Source organism: Chromobacterium sphagni (assembly GCF_001855575.1).
GTDB classification, from domain to species: domain Bacteria; phylum Pseudomonadota; class Gammaproteobacteria; order Burkholderiales; family Chromobacteriaceae; genus Chromobacterium; species Chromobacterium sphagni.
Window position 1 is genome coordinate 1,228,647 of the sequence record NZ_MKCS01000001.1, and the last position, 18,042, is coordinate 1,246,688.

Annotated in this window: 16 protein-coding genes and 1 pseudogene; 16 read left to right on the top strand and 1 reads right to left on the bottom strand. The window is 62.7% G+C overall.

What is annotated here, in order from left to right:
* The first annotated feature begins 54 nt into the window (after nt 1-54).
* Nucleotides 55-986, top strand: a pseudogene (locus BI347_RS05920) (IS5 family transposase).
* 721 nt (nt 987-1,707) lie between these two features.
* On the opposite strand, the gene BI347_RS22545 reads toward BI347_RS05920, so the two are convergent.
* The gene (locus BI347_RS22545) at nt 1,708-2,457 is read right to left on the bottom strand and encodes an SPOR domain-containing protein (RefSeq protein ID WP_239690827.1); all 750 of its coding nucleotides are present in this window, start codon (nt 2,455-2,457) and stop codon (nt 1,708-1,710) included.
* Between the two features lie 212 nt (nt 2,458-2,669).
* Between BI347_RS22545 and ndk the strand changes: the two genes are divergently transcribed.
* The 15 genes from ndk (at nt 2,670) to BI347_RS06005 (ending at nt 18,019) form a co-directional block, all read left to right on the top strand.
* Entirely contained in the window at nt 2,670-3,095 is a 426-nt protein-coding gene (gene ndk / locus BI347_RS05935; RefSeq protein WP_071113734.1) for a nucleoside-diphosphate kinase, read from the top strand.
* A gap of 73 nt (nt 3,096-3,168) precedes the next feature.
* Nucleotides 3,169-4,263, top strand: coding sequence for a dual-specificity RNA methyltransferase RlmN (gene rlmN, locus BI347_RS05940; protein ID WP_071113735.1), 1,095 nt, complete (start codon nt 3,169-3,171; stop codon nt 4,261-4,263).
* Nucleotides 4,260-5,006, top strand: coding sequence for a type IV pilus biogenesis/stability protein PilW (pilW, locus tag BI347_RS05945; RefSeq protein WP_239690828.1), 747 nt, complete (start codon nt 4,260-4,262; stop codon nt 5,004-5,006). Before rlmN ends, pilW begins: the two co-directional genes overlap by 4 nt.
* Nucleotides 5,007-5,008: 2 nt before the next feature.
* Entirely contained in the window at nt 5,009-5,959 is a 951-nt protein-coding gene (locus BI347_RS05950) for a helix-turn-helix domain-containing protein (RefSeq protein WP_071115499.1), read from the top strand.
* Between the two features lie 15 nt (nt 5,960-5,974).
* Nucleotides 5,975-7,264 (top strand): flavodoxin-dependent (E)-4-hydroxy-3-methylbut-2-enyl-diphosphate synthase, encoded by a 1,290-nt coding sequence (ispG, locus tag BI347_RS05955; RefSeq protein WP_071115500.1) that lies wholly within the window; start codon nt 5,975-5,977, stop codon nt 7,262-7,264.
* Nucleotides 7,265-7,295: 31 nt separating this feature from the next.
* Complete coding sequence (hisS, locus tag BI347_RS05960; protein ID WP_071115501.1) at nt 7,296-8,567, top strand: histidine--tRNA ligase; 1,272 nt, start codon at nt 7,296-7,298, stop codon at nt 8,565-8,567.
* A gap of 16 nt (nt 8,568-8,583) precedes the next feature.
* Nucleotides 8,584-9,213 carry a YfgM family protein gene (locus tag BI347_RS05965; RefSeq protein ID WP_071113740.1) on the top strand — a complete coding sequence of 210 codons (630 nt, stop codon included), beginning with the start codon at nt 8,584-8,586 and terminating at the stop codon, nt 9,211-9,213.
* Between the two features lie 4 nt (nt 9,214-9,217).
* Complete coding sequence (bamB, locus tag BI347_RS05970) at nt 9,218-10,357, top strand: outer membrane protein assembly factor BamB (RefSeq protein WP_071113741.1); 1,140 nt, start codon at nt 9,218-9,220, stop codon at nt 10,355-10,357.
* 13 nt (nt 10,358-10,370) lie between these two features.
* Nucleotides 10,371-11,783, top strand: coding sequence for a ribosome biogenesis GTPase Der (gene der, locus BI347_RS05975; protein ID WP_071113742.1), 1,413 nt, complete (start codon nt 10,371-10,373; stop codon nt 11,781-11,783).
* A gap of 92 nt (nt 11,784-11,875) precedes the next feature.
* Entirely contained in the window at nt 11,876-12,136 is a 261-nt protein-coding gene (gene hfq / locus BI347_RS05980) for an RNA chaperone Hfq (protein WP_071113743.1), read from the top strand.
* 98 nt (nt 12,137-12,234) lie between these two features.
* Nucleotides 12,235-13,368 (top strand): ribosome rescue GTPase HflX, encoded by a 1,134-nt coding sequence (hflX, locus tag BI347_RS05985; protein WP_071113744.1) that lies wholly within the window; start codon nt 12,235-12,237, stop codon nt 13,366-13,368.
* Nucleotides 13,355-14,548 carry an FtsH protease activity modulator HflK gene (hflK, locus tag BI347_RS05990; protein WP_071113745.1) on the top strand — a complete coding sequence of 398 codons (1,194 nt, stop codon included), beginning with the start codon at nt 13,355-13,357 and terminating at the stop codon, nt 14,546-14,548. The genes hflX and hflK overlap by 14 nt, the downstream gene beginning before the upstream one ends.
* Nucleotides 14,548-15,429 carry a protease modulator HflC gene (hflC, locus tag BI347_RS05995; protein WP_071113769.1) on the top strand — a complete coding sequence of 294 codons (882 nt, stop codon included), beginning with the start codon at nt 14,548-14,550 and terminating at the stop codon, nt 15,427-15,429. The genes hflK and hflC overlap by 1 nt, the downstream gene beginning before the upstream one ends.
* Before the next feature lie 104 nt (nt 15,430-15,533).
* Nucleotides 15,534-16,685 (top strand): ATP phosphoribosyltransferase regulatory subunit, encoded by a 1,152-nt coding sequence (locus BI347_RS06000; protein WP_071113746.1) that lies wholly within the window; start codon nt 15,534-15,536, stop codon nt 16,683-16,685.
* Nucleotides 16,686-16,723: 38 nt separating this feature from the next.
* Complete coding sequence (locus tag BI347_RS06005; RefSeq protein ID WP_071113747.1) at nt 16,724-18,019, top strand: adenylosuccinate synthase; 1,296 nt, start codon at nt 16,724-16,726, stop codon at nt 18,017-18,019.
* Nucleotides 18,020-18,042: the final 23 nt, after the last annotated feature.

An 18,042-nucleotide genomic window follows, 5' to 3' on the forward strand; every position in this document is an offset into this window, starting at 1 on the left:
CCCATGGCTCTGTTGCACAAATCCGCCAGCGCAGCGGCCTGGTAAGATAGCTGCATGACTAAGCCGGCTCCGAAACGCTACCGAACCGCCAACTGGAAAGCCTACAACCAAGCCCTGATCCAGCGCGGCTCCCTGTCCATCTGGTTGGACACGAGCATGTCATGGCGGGCAACGCGACAGGACAAACGCGGACGGACGCAGACCTATAGCGATGCCGCCATTCCATTCTGTCTGACCATCAAGAACCTATTTGGACTGCCTTTGCGGCAGACCATCGGTTTCATTCAAAGCCTGCTCAAGTTGGCGGACTGGACTGGAGCGTCCTGGACTACAGCACGTTGTCCAGCCGGCAGCAGACGCTGCAAGTCAGCATCCCCTATCAAAAGCGTTCAGGCGCGTTGCATCCGCTGGTGGATAGCACCGGCATCAAGATGCTGGGCGAAGGCGAGTGGAAAACCAAGAAACACGGCGCGGAATACCGCCGGCAATGGCGCAAGGTGCATTTGGGCATCGATGCGAAAACCCTGCAAATCCGCGCCATGGAGGTGACAGACAAGCGCCAGGGCGATGCGCAAATGCTGCCTTCGCTCTTGGTGCAAATCCCGGCCGATCAGCCGATAGCCTGCGTGAGTGGCGAGGGGGCTTTCGATACCAAGGCATGTCATGAGGCGATTGCCGCGCGCGGTGCAATCGGGTGCATCCCGACGCGCAAGAATGCGCGGCCGTGGAAAGGAAGTTCGCCGGGTGTGCTGGCTCGAAACGAGATTCTGCGGGCCACCAAACGGCTAGGCAGGGCGATCGGGAAACGCTGGAGCGGCTACCATCGCCGCAGCTTGGTGGAAACCAAGATGCATTGCTTCAAGTTACTGGGTGAAAGAGTGACCGCCCGGTGCTTCGATGGCCAAGTGGCAGAGCTGCAAGTGCGTGTTGCCATCTTGAACCGCTTCAGCATGCTGGGCCGTCCGTGGACGGTGGCTGTGGCGTAAATCCGCTTGGGTCCCTGGCTTGGATTTATGCAACAGGGCCGCTAGAGGGGGGTGATCCGCCGCGAATCGCCCGATTGGTGAGGCGCGTGCCAAGCTAGTTCGCCGCGACTTCACCCAAGCTATTGACTCCCATTGGCGCAAGCGGGCGATAGAGTGGAACCGGATTGATCCGAACAGCCAAGTTAGGGAAGCTAGGTTGTGTCGAGTGTATGACGTAGCTTGTGCCATAGATGTGTCGTGAAGGTGTGAAATACTACCGAGTGTCACTTTGGTGTGTGCGATAAATTTATTTTTAATCAATGATTTAGTAGTTGTGCTGCTGATTCGTAATGCGAAGGTCGGGGGGAGGGGGCGACTCCTCTTACCGGCACCATAAGCAAATAAGGGTTGAGCCAAGCTCAGCCCTTTTGCTTGCCGTCTGGTTGGCGGTTGATTGTTTTTTGATTGCGGTCGGTAAAAAAAATTAAAAAACACTTGCAGAGATAAAAAGCTGAAGGTAATATTATCTTCTCTCGAGACGGAAAGCGAATCGGGAAGTGTTGGCGGTTAGCTCAGTTGGTAGAGCATCGGATTTTGATTCCGAGGGTCACAGGTTCGAACCCTGTATCGCCTGCCAGAATATGAAAAGCCCCAGGTGAAGACCTGGGGCTTTTCGCGTTTGGATTGCTTTGCCTGGTTTATTTGGCAGATAAAAAAGGCCCGCAAATGCGGGCCTTTTTATTTATTGGCCGCTGGCCGCCAGGAGTGGCGAATATCCCAGGTTGCGCAGCTTGCTCATCGCCTCGTCGGCCTCGGCGCGGGTTTTGAATGGTCCCAGCTGGACGCGGGTGACGGTGTGAGCGGCGATGCCGTGTTTTTGCAGGTCTTTGACCAGCTTCTGCGCATTGCCGATGCTGGTGAACAGGCCGAGCTGTACCTGATAGCCGACCGAGCTGCCGGCTGGCAGCGCCTTGTTGGTGGCTTCCGCGGTTGCCTTGGCGGGGGGGCGCTGTCGATGGCGGCTGCCGCCGGTTGCGAAGTGGCTTCCGGCGCGCTGCTGCGGGCAGGTTCGGTCTGTCGGCTGGCGGCGGCAGCGGTTTGGCGGTTTGGCGGCGCGGCCTTTTCCTGCGGGGCTGGCTTGGCTTGGGCGGAGGAGGGTTGGCGCGTGTTGGCGGCATGGCGGCTGGCGGCCTGCTGGTTGGCTACCGCCGGAGTCTTGCTCAGGTCGGGTGTTGCTGGGCTGTTGGCAGCCGGCGCGACCGGGGCGTGGTCGACGGGTTCCACCGCTGGGGCGCTGCTCTGCGTTGCCGGCGCGCTGGCCACCTTGGGCAGGGTGATGGCGCCGGCTTCGGGGGGCGGGACGGCGGGTTTGATGATTTTGCCGGAGCTTGGACTCTGCGCGTCGCTGCTCATTTCTACCTTGGGCTTGGTCAGCGCGTCCATCAATGGGATGGCGGCCAGGGCGACGGCGACCAGGCCGCCGGCTATCCATAGCCGTTTCTTCAGCTTGCTGTTGAGGTCGGATTCGTCGCCGTCGTCGACCGGCGGTTGCTGTTGGTTTTGTTCGCGCATGGTGCCTGGATGGAATGTGCAGCACGTGTTTGAAAACACTGCTAAAATAGCGGGTTCGTCAGAATTGGGTAACCCGAGTGGCGTAATAATACTCAAGTTTAGCCACTTGTCTTGTCGTTAGGGAGAATTTATATGGCAATTGAACGTACCTTGTCCATCGTTAAGCCGGACGCTGTAGCCAAAAACGTCATCGGCAAAATTTACGACCGTTTCGAATCCGCCGGCCTGAAGGTCGTGGCCGCCAAGATGAAGCAACTGTCCCGCGCCGAAGCCGAGGGCTTCTACGCCGTGCACAAAGAGCGTCCTTTCTTCAAGGACCTGGTTGACTTCATGGTTTCCGGCCCGGTGATGATCCAGGCGCTGGAAGGCGAGAACGCCGTTCTGAAGAACCGCGAACTGATGGGCGCCACCGACCCGAAAAAGGCTGAGGCCGGCACCATCCGCGCCGACTTCGCCGAATCAATCGACGCCAATGCCGTTCACGGTTCCGACAGCGTGGAAAACGCTGCCATCGAAGTGGCTTATTTCTTTGCCGCTTCCGAGATCAGCTCGCGCTAATCTCAATAAAGGTAGTTGATTGACCGGAGGCTGCCGTCGTCTGAGGCGGCCTCTTTTCCCTCTTGAGGATTGCATGAAAACCAACCTGCTCGACTTCAATCTGGATCAGCTCACCCAGCATTTTGCCGAAATGGGCGAGAAGCCGTTCCGCGCCAAGCAAGTGATGCGCTGGATGCACCAGATGGCGGAAGCCGATTTTGACGCGATGACCGACCTTGCCAAGAGCCTGCGCGCCAAGCTGCACGAGCGCGCCGAGGTGAGAGTGCCGTCGCTGATGACCGGGCAGGCGTCCAGTGATGGCACCCGCAAGTGGCTGCTCGACGTCGGCACCGGCAACGGTGTGGAAACCGTGTTCATTCCGGAAGACGAACGCGGCACCTTGTGCGTGTCATCCCAGGTGGGCTGTGCGCTGGAGTGCACTTTCTGCTCCACCGGCCGCCAGGGATTCAACCGCAATCTGTCCACCGCCGAGATCATCGGCCAGCTGTGGTGGGCCAACAAGGCGATGGGCGTGACGCCCAAGAACGAGCGCGTGGTGTCCAATGTGGTGATGATGGGCATGGGCGAGCCGCTGGCCAACTTCGACAATGTGGTCAGCGCCTTGCAAATCATGCTGGACGATCACGGCTACGGCCTGTCGCGCCGCCGCGTGACGTTATCGACCTCAGGCCTGGTGCCGCAAATGGACCGGCTGCGCGAGGCATGCCCGGTGGCGCTGGCGGTGTCGCTGCATGCGCCCAACGACGCCATTCGCGACGAAATCGTGCCCATCAACAAGAAATATCCGCTCGCGGAGCTGATGGCGGCCTGCCGCCGCTATCTGGAAAAGGCGCCGCGCGATTTCATCACCTTTGAATATGTGATGCTTGACGGGGTTAACGATAGGCCGGAACATGCTCGCCAGCTGCTGGAGTTGGTGCGGGATGTGCCGTGCAAATTCAATCTGATCCCGTTCAACCCGTTTCCCAACTCGGGGTATGATCGCTCCAGCAACAACGCGATTCGCATTTTCCGTGAAATTCTGCAAGAACGAGGATATGTGGTGACGGTGCGCAAGACCCGCGGCGACGACATCGATGCCGCCTGTGGCCAGCTCGCCGGCCAGGTACAGGACAAGACGCGGCGCCAGGCCAAGTGGATGCAGATAGTCGAGGACAAGAAACTATGATGACGTGGCGAAAGTGGTGGGCTGGATGGCTGTTGGCATTTGGCGTTTCCACTTTCGCCATGGCGGCGGGCGGCGGCCGCGAGCTGGCGCAGATCCGCAGCCAGCTGGCGGTTGAGTATGCGAAGATCGGCAATCTGAAATCGGCGCTGGACAACGCCAACCAGGCGGTCAAGGCCGATCCGTCCTTCATCACCGCCTATGTGACCCGCGCCTACGTGCTGGGCCTGCTGCAGCAGGACGGGCAGGCCGAGGAGGATTTCAGGCAGGCGCTGCGGCTGGACCCCGCCAATCCTGAAGCCAATAATAATTACGGCTTGTTCCTGTGCGAGCATGAACGGGCCAAGGACTCGCTGGCGCTGTTCCAGAAGGCGCTGGCCAATCCCTTGTATGATTCGCCGCAGTCGGCCTATCTCAACCTTGGGCGCTGCAGCGCGAAGTTGGGGCAGACCGATCAGGCCAATGACTATCTGCTCAGCGCCCTGCGGCTGGCGCCGGATTACGCGCCGGCGCTGCGCGAGCTGGCGGAGATGCATCTTGGCCTGGGCAACGCCAAACTGGCCGCGTTTTATTTTGGACGGCTGCGCAACGGCGGTCCAAACGGTTTGACCGCGGCCGATCTGTGGCTGGGAGCCAGAATCGCCCGCAAGACCGGTGACGGCGCGTTGGAGAGCGAATGCGCCAATACGCTGAAAAACCGGTATCCGGACTCTAGGGAAACACAACTGCTGTTGAGTGGAAGCTGAGGATGGAAAAAAAAATCGAACATCATGACTCGCCTATGCCCAGCGGTATCGGCGCTCGTTTGAAAGCCGCCCGCGAAGCGGCTGGCCTGGGCCTGGGGGAAGTGGCCGACAGGCTGAAATTATCGCTCAGGCAACTGGAGGCGATAGAGCGCGACGATTTCGACGCTTTGCCCGGCGCGACATTCGTTCGCGGTTTTGTCCGCAACTACGCGCGTTTTCTGGAGGTGGATTCCGAGCCGCTGATGCAGGCGCTGGAGCAGCACTTTCCTTCCGCGGTCAATGAAGTGGCCAATCTGGTCAAAGGCACCGCCGCGCGCGAGGCCACGCATGTGCCGGAAGAGCCGGAGCCGGAGTCCTCCGGCGACGGCGCCGCCGGCAAATGGCTGGCTCTGGTCGTGGTGGTGGCCGCGCTGGTGGGCGCCAGCGTCTGGTACGCCAACCGCGACAGCGATTCCGCGGCCAAGCCGGCGGACAGCGCCGACAGCCAGCTGGCTCCGATGCTGACTCAGCAGCATGAAGCGTCGGCCGCGGCGGCGAATAAGGTTGCCCAGGCGGCGTCGGCGCCATCCGCGGCGGCGGCATCGGCTCCCGCCAAGCTGGCCAAGCCCCAGGCGTCCGCGCCACCGGCCGTTGCCAAGGCCGCGGTCAAGCCGGTCGCCAGCGCGGTAGTGGCCAAGGCGGCAAAGCCGGCGGCCAGCGCGCCGCAAGCGGAGGGAACGGATCGCGTCAGCGTCAATGTCAAGGACGCGGCCTGGGTTTCGGTGCAGGACGCCAATGGCCGCCGCCTGATTTATCAGGTGATGCAGCCGGGCAGTCCCAGCGAAGTGACCGGCCTGGCGCCGTTCAAGGTGGTGGTGGGCAACGCCAGCCAGGTGGAATTGAACTACAACGGCAAGCCGGTGGATTTGAGCGGCAAGATCCGCGGCACCACCGCTAAGATTCAACTTAAGTAATGCTTAGGGTAGCGAATGGATAGCGTGAACATCGCGCGCCGCCTCACCCGCCAGGTGCGGGTCGGGCATGTTTTGGTGGGCTCGGCCGCGCCGGTGATGGTGCAGTCGATGACCAATACCGACACCGCCGACGCGGCGGCCACCATCGAACAGGTTTACCAGTTGGCCGAGGCCGGCTCCGAAGTGGTGCGCATCACGGTCAACTCGCCCGAGGCTGCGGCCAAGGTGGCGGAAATCCGCCAACGCCTGGACGATATGGGCTGCGACGTGCCGCTGGTGGGCGACTTCCACTTCAACGGCGACCGCCTGCTGAAGGAATATCCGGACTGCGCGCGCGCGCTGGCCAAGTACCGGATCAATCCCGGCAACGTCGGCAAGGGCGCCAAGGGCGACGACAAGTTCGCCTTCATGATCCGCACCGCGATGGAGCACGACAAGGCGGTGCGCATCGGCGTCAACTGGGGCAGCCTGGATCAGGCCTTGCTCGCGCGGATGATGGACGCCAACAGCCGCGCCGCCAGTCCGCTGCCTTTGCCCAAGCTGATGCAGGAGGCGCTGATCGTCTCGGCGCTGGAGTCGGCCGAGAAGGCGGTGGAGATCGGCCTGTCGCCCGACAACATCATTCTCTCCTGCAAGGTCAGCAATGTGCAGGATCTGATCAGCGTCTACCGCGATCTGGGCAGCCGCTGCGATTACCCGCTGCACCTGGGCCTGACCGAGGCCGGCATGGGCAGCAAGGGCATCGTCGCCTCCAGCGCCGCTCTGGCCGTCTTGCTGCAGGAAGGCATAGGCGACACCATCCGGATCTCGCTGACGCCGCAGCCGGGCGAGGCGCGCACCAAGGAAGTGGTGGTGGCGCAGGAGCTGCTGCAGACCATGGGCCTGCGCAGCTTCACGCCGCTGGTCACTGCCTGTCCCGGCTGCGGCCGCACCACCAGCACCTTCTTCCAGGAACTGGCCGACCACATCCAGAGCTATCTGCGCGAGCAGATGCCGATCTGGCGCCTGCAGTATCCGGGCGTGGAGGACATGAAAGTGGCGGTGATGGGCTGCGTGGTCAATGGGCCCGGCGAGAGCAAGCTGGCCGACATCGGCATCAGCCTGCCCGGCACCGGCGAAGTGCCGGTGGCGCCGGTCTATGTGGACGGCTGCAAGGACGTGACGCTGAAGGGAGACAACATCCCCGCGGAATTCACCGCCATTGTCGACAATTATGTGCGGACCCGCTACGGCGAGGGCGGCGCCAAGCGCCGCGAAGGGCCGGCGGAGCGCACCATTCCCATCCACCCGGTGGGCGCCAGATAATTACAGATCAAGCAGATACAAGAAGACAGCAATGACTCAGAAATACCAAGCGGTCAAAGGCATGAACGATGTGCTGCCGGCCGAGTCGTACCAGTGGGAATATTTTGAAGGGGTGCTGCGCAAGCTGCTGGCCGATTACGGCTATCAGAACATCCGTACTCCCATCGTCGAGGGCACGCCGCTGTTCGTGCGCTCCATCGGCGAAGTGACCGACATCGTCGAGAAGGAAATGTACACTTTCATCGACAGCCTGAACGGCGACAGCTTGACGCTGCGTCCGGAAGGCACCGCCGGCACGCTGCGCGCGGTGGTGGAGCACAACCTGCTCTACAACGCTACGCCCAAGCTGTGGTATATGGGTCCGATGTACCGCCATGAGCGCCCGCAGAAGGGCCGCTACCGTCAGTTCCACCAGGTGGGCGTGGAAGCGCTGGGTCTGGCCGGTCCGGACATCGACGCCGAAGTCATCGCGATGACCGCTGACCTGTGGCGCCGCCTGGGCATCAGCCAGTTCGTCCGCCTGGAGATCAACTCCCTGGGCAACGCCGAAGAGCGCGCCGCCCACCGCGAAGCGCTGATCCAGTATCTGGAACAGCACGTCGACATCATGGACGAGGACGGCAAGCGCCGCCTGTACACCAATCCGTTGCGCGTGCTGGACACCAAGAATCCGGCGTTGCAGGACATGGCCGACAACGCGCCCAGGCTGTCCGACTACCTGGGCGAAGAGTCGCGCGCCCATTATGCCGGCTGGAAGGCGACGATCGCCGCGCTGGGCATCGAATTCGTCGAAAATCCGCGCTTGGTGCGCGGTCTCGATTACTATAACCGTTCGGTGTTCGAGTGGGTGACCAGCGAGCTGGGCGCTCAGGGCACGGTTTGCGCCGGCGGCCGCTACGACGGGCTGGTCGAGCAATTGGGCGGCAAGGCCGCGCCCGGCATCGGTTTCGGCATGGGCATGGAGCGCGTGCTGCTGTTGCTGCAGGACAAGAACCTGTTGCCGGCGCAGCGCAGCGTCGACGTCTACCTGGTCAACCAGGGCGAGGGCGCCGGGTTGTACTCGATGAAACTGGCGCAGCAGCTGCGCGCCGCGGGCTACTCGGTGGTGCAGCATCTGGGCGAGGCCAGTTTCAAGTCGCAAATGAAAAAGGCCGACGGCAGCGGCGCCGAGTTCGCGCTGATCGTCGGTGAAAACGAAATCCAGGCCGGTCAGGTGGTGATCAAGGCGCTGCGCGCCGACATCGTTCAGCAGACCGTGGCGGCCGATGCGGTTCTGGCCACTCTTGCCTCTTTGAAAGCTTGATAGAAAGGGGAACGCAATGGCGTTCGACTTGCAGGAACAGGAACAGATTGATTCGTTGAAGGCGTTCTGGCAGCAGTGGGGCAAATTGCTGAGCGGCGCGCTGCTGGCGGTTTGCCTGGGCACGCTGGGCTACAAGGGCTATCAGCTGTACCAGAAGCAGCAGTCGGAGAAGGCTGCCGCGGCCTATCAGGCCGTCGACAACGCGGTGGAAGCCAAGGACATCGCCAAGCTGAAGTCGGCCGCCCAGTTGCTGCAGGGCGAGTATCCCGGCACTGTCTACGCCAGCCGCAGCGCGCTGGTGCTGGCCAAGGCGGCGTTCGACAAGAATGACGCGGCGCTGGCCTCCAGCCAGTTGGAGTGGGTGGTGAAGAACGGCAAGGACGAAGCGATCCAGGCGATCGCCCGCATGCGCCTGGCGTCCTTGCAGCTGGACCAGAAGAAATACGATGCCGCCGTCTCCGAGCTGAACCAGGAGCATCCTGCCGCATTCGACGCGCAATACCTGGAGCTGAAGGGCGATGTGTTCGTCGCCAAGGGCGACAATGCCGCCGCCCGCGACGCTTACAAGGCCGCCCTGGCCAAGCTGGTGGAGGATAGCCCGAACCGCCAACTGGTCCAGACCAAACTCGACGCGCTGGGAGCCTGACTGCATGCGCCGCCAACTGTTGCTTACTACCGTTTTGTCCTCGATGTTGCTGGCCGGTTGCGCCAGCTGGTTTGAAGGTTCTTCGCAGTTCCAGCCGACCCCGCTGGCCAGCATCAAGCCGTTGCAGGCGCTGGATGTCAAATGGTCGCTGCAGCAGGCTGCGCCGGCCGGCAGTTTCCTGCCGGTCTACGAAAGCGGCGATGTGGTGAGCGCCGACGCCGAAGGCCGCATCCGCAGCGTGGACGCGCTCAGCGGCAAAGTGCAGGCCGACGTGGCGCTCAAGCGCCCGTTGGCCAGCGGCGTCGCGGTCAGCGGGGACACCGCGCTGGTCGGCAGCGCGGACGCCCAGCTGCTCGCGGTTGACCGCAAGAGCGGCAAGATACTGTGGCAGCAGGCTTTGACCAGCCTGATGCTGGAGCCGCCGCAGGTCGCCGGCGGCATCGTGGTGGTGCGTACCAACGACGCCCGCCTGACCGGCTTCAATCTGGCCGACGGCAAGCAACAATGGTCGGTGGGCAATGTGCTGCCGCAGCTGACGGTGCGCAACAACGGCTCCATGCGCGCGGTGGGCAAGGAGGCGGTGATGGTCGGCCAGGCCGGCGGCCGCCTTGACATCATCAATCCGCAAACCGGCAACACCCTGTGGCAGGGCGCGGTGGCCACGCCGCGCGGCGCCACCGAGCTGGAGCGCGTCACCGACGTCACCAGCCGTCCGGCATACGACGGCGGCCAGGTGTGCGCGGTGGCTTACCAGGGCCGCGTCGCCTGCTTCGAGGCGCGCAACGGCAGCCTGTTGTGGGGCCGCGAGGTGTCGTCCAGCCGCGGTCTGACGGTGGACGCGCGCAATGTCTACGTGACCGCCGAAGACGGCTCGATCTGGGCTTACGACCGCCAGAGCGGCCGCAATGTCTGGAAAAACGATGAACTCAAGTACCGCAATGTTTCCGGCCCGGCCATGATCGGGCGTTTCGTGCTGGTGGTGGATGGCGAAGGCTATGCGCATCTGCTATCCAACGAGAGCGGCAGCATTGTCGGACGCAGCAAGATCGGCACCTCCGGGCCGGTCAATCAACCGGTATCGCTCGGTTCCTCCGCCCTGATCCAGGGGCAGGACGGTCGCTTGGCGATGCTGAATCTGGGATAAAAAGCAGTATTACATGAAACCTACCGTAGCTCTGGTCGGCCGCCCCAATGTGGGCAAGTCGACCCTCTTCAACCGGCTGACTCGCAGCCGTGACGCACTGGTCGCCGACCTGCCGGGTTTGACGCGTGACCGACACTACGGCCAAGGCCGCGTGGGCGAGAAACCGTATCTGGTGGTGGATACCGGTGGCTTCGAGCCGGTAGTGGACGAAGGCATCCTCTTTGAAATGGCCAAGCAGACGCTGCAGGCCGTGGACGAGGCCGATGCCGTGGTTTTCCTGGTGGATGGCCGTTCGGGCCTGACGCCGCAAGACAAGATCATCGCCAACCGCCTGCGCCAGCTTGACCGCCCGGTATACCTGGCAGTCAACAAGGCCGAGGGCATGCGCCACGCCATCGCCGGCGCCGAGTTCCATGAACTGGCGCTGGGCGAGCCGCTGGTGATTTCCGCCGCCCACGGCGACGGCGTGCGCGAACTGATGGAGCTGGTGCTGGAAACCTTCCCGGAAGAAGTCGAGGAAGAAGACAGCCGCCATCCCAAGTTCGCCGTCATCGGCCGCCCCAACGTCGGCAAATCCACGCTGGTGAACGCCATTCTGGGCGAGGAGCGGGTGATCGCCTTCGACCAGGCCGGCACCACGCGCGACAGCATCTATATTGATTTTGAGCGCGAAGGCCATACCTATACCATCATCGACACCGCCGGCGTGCGCCGTCGGGCCAAGGTCAACGAGATGCTGGAGAAGTTCTCGGTGATCAAGACCATGAAGGCGATCGAGGACGCCAACGTGGCGGTGCTGGTGCTGGATGCTCAGCTGGACATTTCCGAGCAGGACGCCACCATCGCCGGCTTCGCGCTGGAAGCGGGGCGGGCCCTGGTGGTGGCCGTCAATAAGTGGGACAACCTGGACAGCGAGCAGAAGGATAACGTTCGCCGCGAGATTGCCCGCAAGCTGAACTTCCTCGATTTTGCGAAGTTTCATTACATCTCGGCCATTGAGGGCCGCGGTGTGGCAGACTTGTTCAAATCCATCGACGAGGCCTACCGGGCGGCGATGGTGAAGCTCGCAACGCCGAAGCTGACGCGGGTGCTGCAGGTGGCGCTGGAGCGCCAGCAGCCGCCGCGCTCCGGTCTGATCCGCCCCAAGATGCGCTACGCGCACCAGGGCGGCCAGAACCCGCCGATCATCGTCGTGCACGGCAATGCGCTAGACAATATACCGGCCAGCTATACTCGTTATCTGGAACATACTTTCCGGAAAGTGTTCAAACTGCAGGGGACGCCGCTGCGCGTGCAGTACAAGTCGTCGGAAAACCCGTTCGACACCGAGGAAGGCAAGGAAAAGTCTCGCGCCAAGCCCAAGCCGATGTCCAAGATGCGGGGCAGGGAAAAAGAAGTTCGCTACGGCAAAAGCAGCAAAAAATAGTACGGCGGAATGTTTTCTGCTAAAAATAAGCAGGCCGCCACTGCTGTTCGCTGCAGAGTCAATACAACAATCAACGATTCGGAGAAAAACGAATGAGCTCTAAAGGGCAAATGTTACAAGACCCGTTCCTGAATATCCTGCGCAAGGAACACGTGCCGGTCTCCATCTATCTGGTAAACGGCATCAAGCTGCAGGGGCAGGTTGAATCCTTCGACCAATATGTGGTGCTGCTGAAGAACACGGTTACCCAGATGGTCTACAAGCACGCCATCTCCACCGTGGTTCCGGCCCGTCCGGTCAGCATCCCGCACGAACATCCGGTGCAAAAGCAGGAACAGGCGCAGGACGCTTAAGGCGCCGCTGCCGCATCGATCGGGCCGATTGGCTGCATCGCAAGATGCAGTCATTCGGCTTTTGTCATTTATTGCCCCATCCATTTGGCTGATAAACCGTGTTTGATCGTCCCGACTTAGGAGACCAGGCCATCCTGGTCAGCCTGGATTTCGGTGATCCCGACTACCAGGAAAGTGTCGCTGAATGCGCCGAATTGGTGCGCAGCAGCAATGTGGAAATCCTCGGCAAGGTGGAGGGCAAGCGCCAGCGCCCGGATGCCGCGCTGTTCGCCGGCAAGGGCAAGGTAGAGGAGATCGCTGTCATGGTGCGCGCCACCGGCGCCAATGTGGTGATCTTCAACCATGCGCTGTCACCGGGGCAGGAGCGCAATCTGGAGCGCGCGCTGCAGTGCCGGGTGATAGACCGCAACAGCCTGATTCTGGACATCTTCGCCCAGCGCGCGCGCAGCCATGAAGGCAAGCTGCAGGTGGAGCTGGCGCAATTGTCGCACTTGTCCACCCGCCTGGTGCGGGGTTGGACCCACCTGGAGCGGCAGAAAGGCGGCATCGGCCTGCGCGGCCCCGGCGAAACCCAGCTGGAAACCGACCGCCGGCTGTTGGGCATCCGCGTCAAGGCGTTGAAGGACCGGCTGGCCCAGGTGCAGAAGCAGCGCACTACCCAGCGCAGGAGCCGCAGCCGCGCCGGCATCGCCTCGGTGTCCATTGTCGGCTATACCAACGCCGGCAAGTCGACGCTGTTCAACGCGCTGACCAAGGCCAACATCTATGCCGCCGACCAGCTGTTCGCCACGCTGGACACCACCAGCCGCAAGCTGTTCCTCCACCACCAGCTCTCGGTGGTGCTGTCGGACACTGTCGGCTTCATCCGCGATCTGCCGCACACCCTGGTGGCCGCTTTCCGCGCCACGCTGGAGGAGACGCTGCAGGCCAACCTGCTGCTGCACGTGGTGGACTGCTCCAATCCGATGCGCGACGCGCAAATCGAGGAGGTGAACAAGGTGTTGGCGGAGATCGACGCCGATGGCATCGAACAGCTGATCGTCTGGAATAAGTGCGACCTGCGCGAGGAATTGGCGCCGGAGCTGGAGCGCGACGCCGAAGGCAGGATCGTCGCGGTGCGGGTATCGGCGCTGACCGGCGCCGGCCTGGAACTCTTGCGCGAAGCGATTGCCGAAAAGGTGCAACCTTCCGCAAATAACCATAAAGAACCATACGAGCATGTCGCAGAATGACCCGAACCGTGGCCGCAACGGCCAGAATGGGCCGCCGGACCTCGATGAAGTGTTCCGTAACCTGAACCAGAAACTGGCCCGCCTGTTGGGGGGTAAATCCGCCGGAGGCCGGCCTGGCGGCGCCGGAGCGCCTCCCTCCTACAAAGGCGGCGCCGTCGCCGTGGTCGGCGTGCTGGCGGCCCTGTGGCTGGCCAGCGGCTTTTACGTGGTGGACGCCCGCGAAGAGGGCGTGGTGCTGCGTCTTGGCAGCTTCAACCGCCTGACCGAGCCCGGCCTGCAGTGGCATGCGCCCTATCCGTTCGAGAAAGTGGAGATCGTCAACCTGACCGAACTGCGCAGCGTGGAAGTGGGCTACCGCAGCAGCGCGCAGAACCGCGTGCCGGAAGAGTCGCTGATGCTGACCGCCGACCAGAACATCATCGATGTGCAGCTGTCGGTGCAGTACGACATCAAGGACGCCCGGGCCTTCCTGTTCAACAACGCCGCGCGCGAGCGCGACGCCAAGGACATCGTCAAACAGGCCACCGAAACCGCCATCCGCGAAGTGGTGGGCCGCAACAAGGTGGACTTCGTGCTGAACGAGGGCCGCGCGGTGATCGCCGCCGAGGCGCGCAAGGTGATCCAGGACGTGCTGGACCGCTATTCGCTGGGCATCCGCATCGCCAAGGTCAACATCAACGACGTGCAGCCGCCGCAAGCGGTGCTGGCGGCGTTCGACGATGCGGTGAAGGCCGGTCAGGACAAGGACAAGCTGCTGAACGAAGGCATGGCCTACGCCAACGAGGTGGTGCCCAAGGCCAAGGGCATGGCCGCGCGTCTGGAGCAGGAAGCCGAGGGTTACCAGCAGCAGGTGGTGTCGCGCGCCCAAGGCGATGCCGAGCGTTTCAAACAAGTGTTGTCTGAATACAACAAGGCTCCCAAGGTGATGCGCGAGCGCATGTATCTGGACATGATGCAGCAGGTGATGAACAGCAGCAGCAAGGTGCTGGTGGATCAGAAGGGTGGCAGCAACCTGCTCTATCTGCCGCTGGACAAGCTGATGCAGATGTCGGAATCGCCGTCGGCGACCTCGGCCCAACCTCCCGCAGCCACGCCCGCGGCCCCGGCAGCCACACCGCCGGCGGCGAAGAACGGGCGCGATATTTCGCGCGGTCGCGATTTCTTTGGAGCGGAGCGATGATGGATAGATTGATTCCGACTGTGGTGGCGATAGCCGGTGCGCTGTTTGTCGCCAGCCTATCCCTGTTTACCGTGGATCAACGGCAATTCGCGCTGGTATTCCAGTTTGGCGAGGTGGTGAAGATCATCAGCCAGCCGGGCATCCAGTTCAAGATCCCGCTGCTGCAGAACGTCCGCTATTTCGACCGCCGGGTGCAGACCATAGACGCCGAGGCGCCGGAGCTGTTCAATACCCGCGAGAAAAAGAACGTGCTGGTGGACAGCTTCGTGAAGTGGCGTGTGGTAGATGTGTCACAGTTCTACAAGAGCGTCGGTTCCGAGGCCGCGGCGGTGGCGCGCCTGAAGCAGACCATCAACGATGGCCTGCGCGCCGAGTTCGGCCAGAAGACGGTTGCCGACGTCATTTCCGGCCAGCGCGACCAGGTGATGGAGACGGTTCGCAAGCGCGCCGACGCGGATGCGCGTAAAATAGGCGTGGAAATTCTCGACGTGCGCTTAAAACGCGTCGATTTTCCGGATAAAATAAGCAGTTCCGTCTACGACCGCATGCAGTCCGAGCGTCGCACCGTGGCCAGTCAGCTGCGCAGCGAAGGTTCCGCCGACGCCGAGCGGGTGCGGGCCGAGGCCGACAAGCAGCGCGAGGTGATCCTGGCCGAAGCCTATAGCAAGGCCCAGGCGCTGAAGGGGCAGGGCGACGCCAAGGCGGCGGCGATTTACGCCGATGCTTACGGCCGGAATCCGGAGTTCTACGCCTTCTGGCGCAGCATGGACGCCTACAAGGAATCGTTCAAGAACAAGAGCGATGTGCTGGTGCTGGACCCGAGCAGCGATTTCTTCAAGTATCTGAAGAACCCGCAGGCGGGCCAGGGCAAAGGCAAGTAGCGGACTGACAATTTGATTTTTAAAGAAGACTGGCCGGGGAGACCTGGCCAGTTTGCTGATAACAAGGCGGGCTACCATCCCGCCTTTTATTCTGTTGAAACGAAATGCGCAACTGGCTGTTACCCGAATATATCGCTGACATCCTGCCGGCCACCGCCAGGCAGGTAGAGTCGGCCAAGGCCGCGATGCTGGAAGGCTTCCGCGTAGCCGGCTACGAGCTGGTGCTGCCGCCGCTGATCGAATACATCGATTCCCTGGTGAGCGAAGGCGACGTCACGCTGGATCTGAAAACCTTCAAGCTGGACGACCAGCTGTCTGGACGCCAGCTTGGCCTGCGCGCCGACATCACGCCGCAGGTGGCGCGCATCGACGCCCACCTGCTCGGCGGCCGCACCGGTGTCACCCGCCTGTGCTACGCCGGCAGCGTGGTGCACAGCCGCCCGTCCGGCCTGACCAGCTCGCGCGAGCCGCTGCAGGTGGGCGCCGAGTTGTACGGCTACGCCGGCATCGAGGCCGATCTGGAAATCATCGATTTGATGCTGTCCACGCTGGAAAAAGCCGGTGTGAAGCAGCTGCGGCTCGATGTCGGCCATATCGCCATCTTCCGCGGCCTGGCCGCGGCGGCTGGTCTGGCGCCGGAGATGACCCGCGAGCTGTTCAGCCTGTTGCAGAACAAGGATGCGGCTAGCATCGCCGAATTGGTTGCCGGCGTGGCCGAGCCGTACAAGAGCGCTTTCCTCGCCTTGCCCGAGCTGTACGGCCCAGCCAGCGTGCTGGACAAGGCGCGCACCCGCCTGCCTTCGCTGCCGGAGGTGGAGCTGGGGCTGATGCAGCTGTCGGCCATCGCCCGCGCGGCGCAGGGCAGGGTGGAGCTGAGCTTCGACCTGGCCGAGCTGCGCGGCGATTTCTACCACACCGGCCTGATGTTCGCCGCCTATGCGCCGGGCTGGTCCGACGCTATCGCCCGCGGCGGCCGCTATGACAATGTCGGCCGCCGTTTCGGCCGCGCCCGTCCGGCCACCGGCTTCAGCCTGGATCTGCGCGACTTGGTGCGCATCCTGCCGGAGCGCGATCCGTGCCGCGGAGTGCGGGTGGCCGCGCGCCATCTGCCGGCGGCGGCGGAAGAGGTGGCGCGCTTGCGCGCCGCCGGCGAGATGGTGGTGGTGGATTATCTCGGGGAGTCCGCGGTGGCGCTCAATTGCGACCGCGAGCTGGCGCCGGCTGCCGATGGATGGCAGCTGGCTCCTTTTAACTGATTTTTGTTTGAATCTGACTGAAGAAGAGGTTTTTTCCAATGTCCAAGAACGTTGTCGTGATTGGCACCCAGTGGGGTGACGAAGGCAAGGGCAAGATCGTTGACTGGCTGACCGACCATGCGCGCGCGGTCGTTCGCTTCCAGGGCGGCCACAATGCCGGCCATACCCTGGTGGTGGGCGGCAAGAAAACCGTGTTGCGCCTGATTCCGTCCGGCATCCTGCGTCCCGACGTGGAATGCTTCATCGGCAACGGCGTGGTGTTGTCGCCGGAAGCGCTGCTGAAGGAAATCGACGAGCTGGAAACCGCCGGCGTCAATGTGGCCGCGCGTCTGAAGATCGCCGAGGGCTGCCCGCTGATTCTGCCGTATCACGTCGCGCTGGATCAGGCGCGCGAAGCCGCCAAGGGCGAAGCCAAGATCGGCACCACCGGCCGCGGCATCGGTCCCTGCTATGAAGACAAGGTGGCGCGCCGCGCGCTGAAGGTGATCGACCTGTTCGATCCGGCCGGCTTCGCCGTCAAGCTGCGTGAAAACGTCGACTACTACAACTTCCTGCTGACTCAGCTGTTCAAAGCCGAGCCGGTGAGTTTCGACGCCATCCTGGCGCAAACCATGCTGCTGGCCGAGCGCATCAAGCCTATGGTGGCGGATGTGTCGCGCACGCTGTACGACATGAACCAGGCCGGCACCCCGCTGCTGTTCGAAGGCGCGCAAGGCACGCTGCTGGACATCGACCACGGCACCTACCCGTTCGTCACCTCGTCCAACTGCGTGGCTGGCGCGGCTGCGCCGGGCGCCGGCGTGGCGCCGCAGATGCTCAACTACGTGCTGGGCATCGTCAAGGGTTACACCACCCGCGTCGGCTCCGGCCCGTTCCCGACCGAGCAGGACAACGATATCGGCATGTTCCTGGCCAAGCGCGGCAACGAGTTCGGTTCGGTCACCGGCCGTCCGCGCCGCTGTGGCTGGTTCGACGCCGCTGCGCTGAAGCGCTCCATCCAGATCAACGGCGTGTCCGGTCTGTGCGTGACCAAGCTGGACGTGATGGACGGTTTGGAAGAGATCAAGCTGTGCGTGGGCTACATGCTGGACGGCAAGCGGGTGGACATCCTGCCGTTCGGTTCCGACGCGGTGACCAAGTGCGAGCCGATCTATGAAAGCATGCCGGGCTGGACCGAATCCACTTTCGGCACCAAGCGCTGGGAAGATCTGCCGGCCAACGCGCAGGCTTACCTGACCCGCATCGCCGATGTTTGCGGCGCGCCGGTTGCCATCGTCTCCACGGGTCCGGACCGCGAAGAAACCATCGTGCTGGACCACCCGTACGGTCTGTAAGCGATTTGCTTGCAGCATGCGAA

Bases quoted from the DNA above. Each gene is read 5' to 3' on its own strand.
- BI347_RS22545 (WP_239690827.1), bottom strand. From the start codon at position 2,457: ATGGATAGCCGGCGGCCTGGTCGCCGTCGCCCTGGCCGCCATCCCATT.
- ndk (WP_071113734.1), top strand. From the start codon at position 2,670: ATGGCAATTGAACGTACCTTGTCCATCGTTAAGCCGGACGCTGTAGCC.
- rlmN (WP_071113735.1), top strand. From the start codon at position 3,169: ATGAAAACCAACCTGCTCGACTTCAATCTGGATCAGCTCACCCAGCAT.
- pilW (WP_239690828.1), top strand. From the start codon at position 4,260: ATGATGACGTGGCGAAAGTGGTGGGCTGGATGGCTGTTGGCATTTGGC.
- BI347_RS05950 (WP_071115499.1), top strand. From the start codon at position 5,009: ATGGAAAAAAAAATCGAACATCATGACTCGCCTATGCCCAGCGGTATC.
- ispG (WP_071115500.1), top strand. From the start codon at position 5,975: ATGGATAGCGTGAACATCGCGCGCCGCCTCACCCGCCAGGTGCGGGTC.
- hisS (WP_071115501.1), top strand. From the start codon at position 7,296: ATGACTCAGAAATACCAAGCGGTCAAAGGCATGAACGATGTGCTGCCG.
- BI347_RS05965 (WP_071113740.1), top strand. From the start codon at position 8,584: ATGGCGTTCGACTTGCAGGAACAGGAACAGATTGATTCGTTGAAGGCG.
- bamB (WP_071113741.1), top strand. From the start codon at position 9,218: ATGCGCCGCCAACTGTTGCTTACTACCGTTTTGTCCTCGATGTTGCTG.
- der (WP_071113742.1), top strand. From the start codon at position 10,371: ATGAAACCTACCGTAGCTCTGGTCGGCCGCCCCAATGTGGGCAAGTCG.
- hfq (WP_071113743.1), top strand. From the start codon at position 11,876: ATGAGCTCTAAAGGGCAAATGTTACAAGACCCGTTCCTGAATATCCTG.
- hflK (WP_071113745.1), top strand. From the start codon at position 13,355: ATGTCGCAGAATGACCCGAACCGTGGCCGCAACGGCCAGAATGGGCCG.
- hflC (WP_071113769.1), top strand. From the start codon at position 14,548: ATGGATAGATTGATTCCGACTGTGGTGGCGATAGCCGGTGCGCTGTTT.
- BI347_RS06000 (WP_071113746.1), top strand. From the start codon at position 15,534: ATGCGCAACTGGCTGTTACCCGAATATATCGCTGACATCCTGCCGGCC.
- BI347_RS06005 (WP_071113747.1), top strand. From the start codon at position 16,724: ATGTCCAAGAACGTTGTCGTGATTGGCACCCAGTGGGGTGACGAAGGC.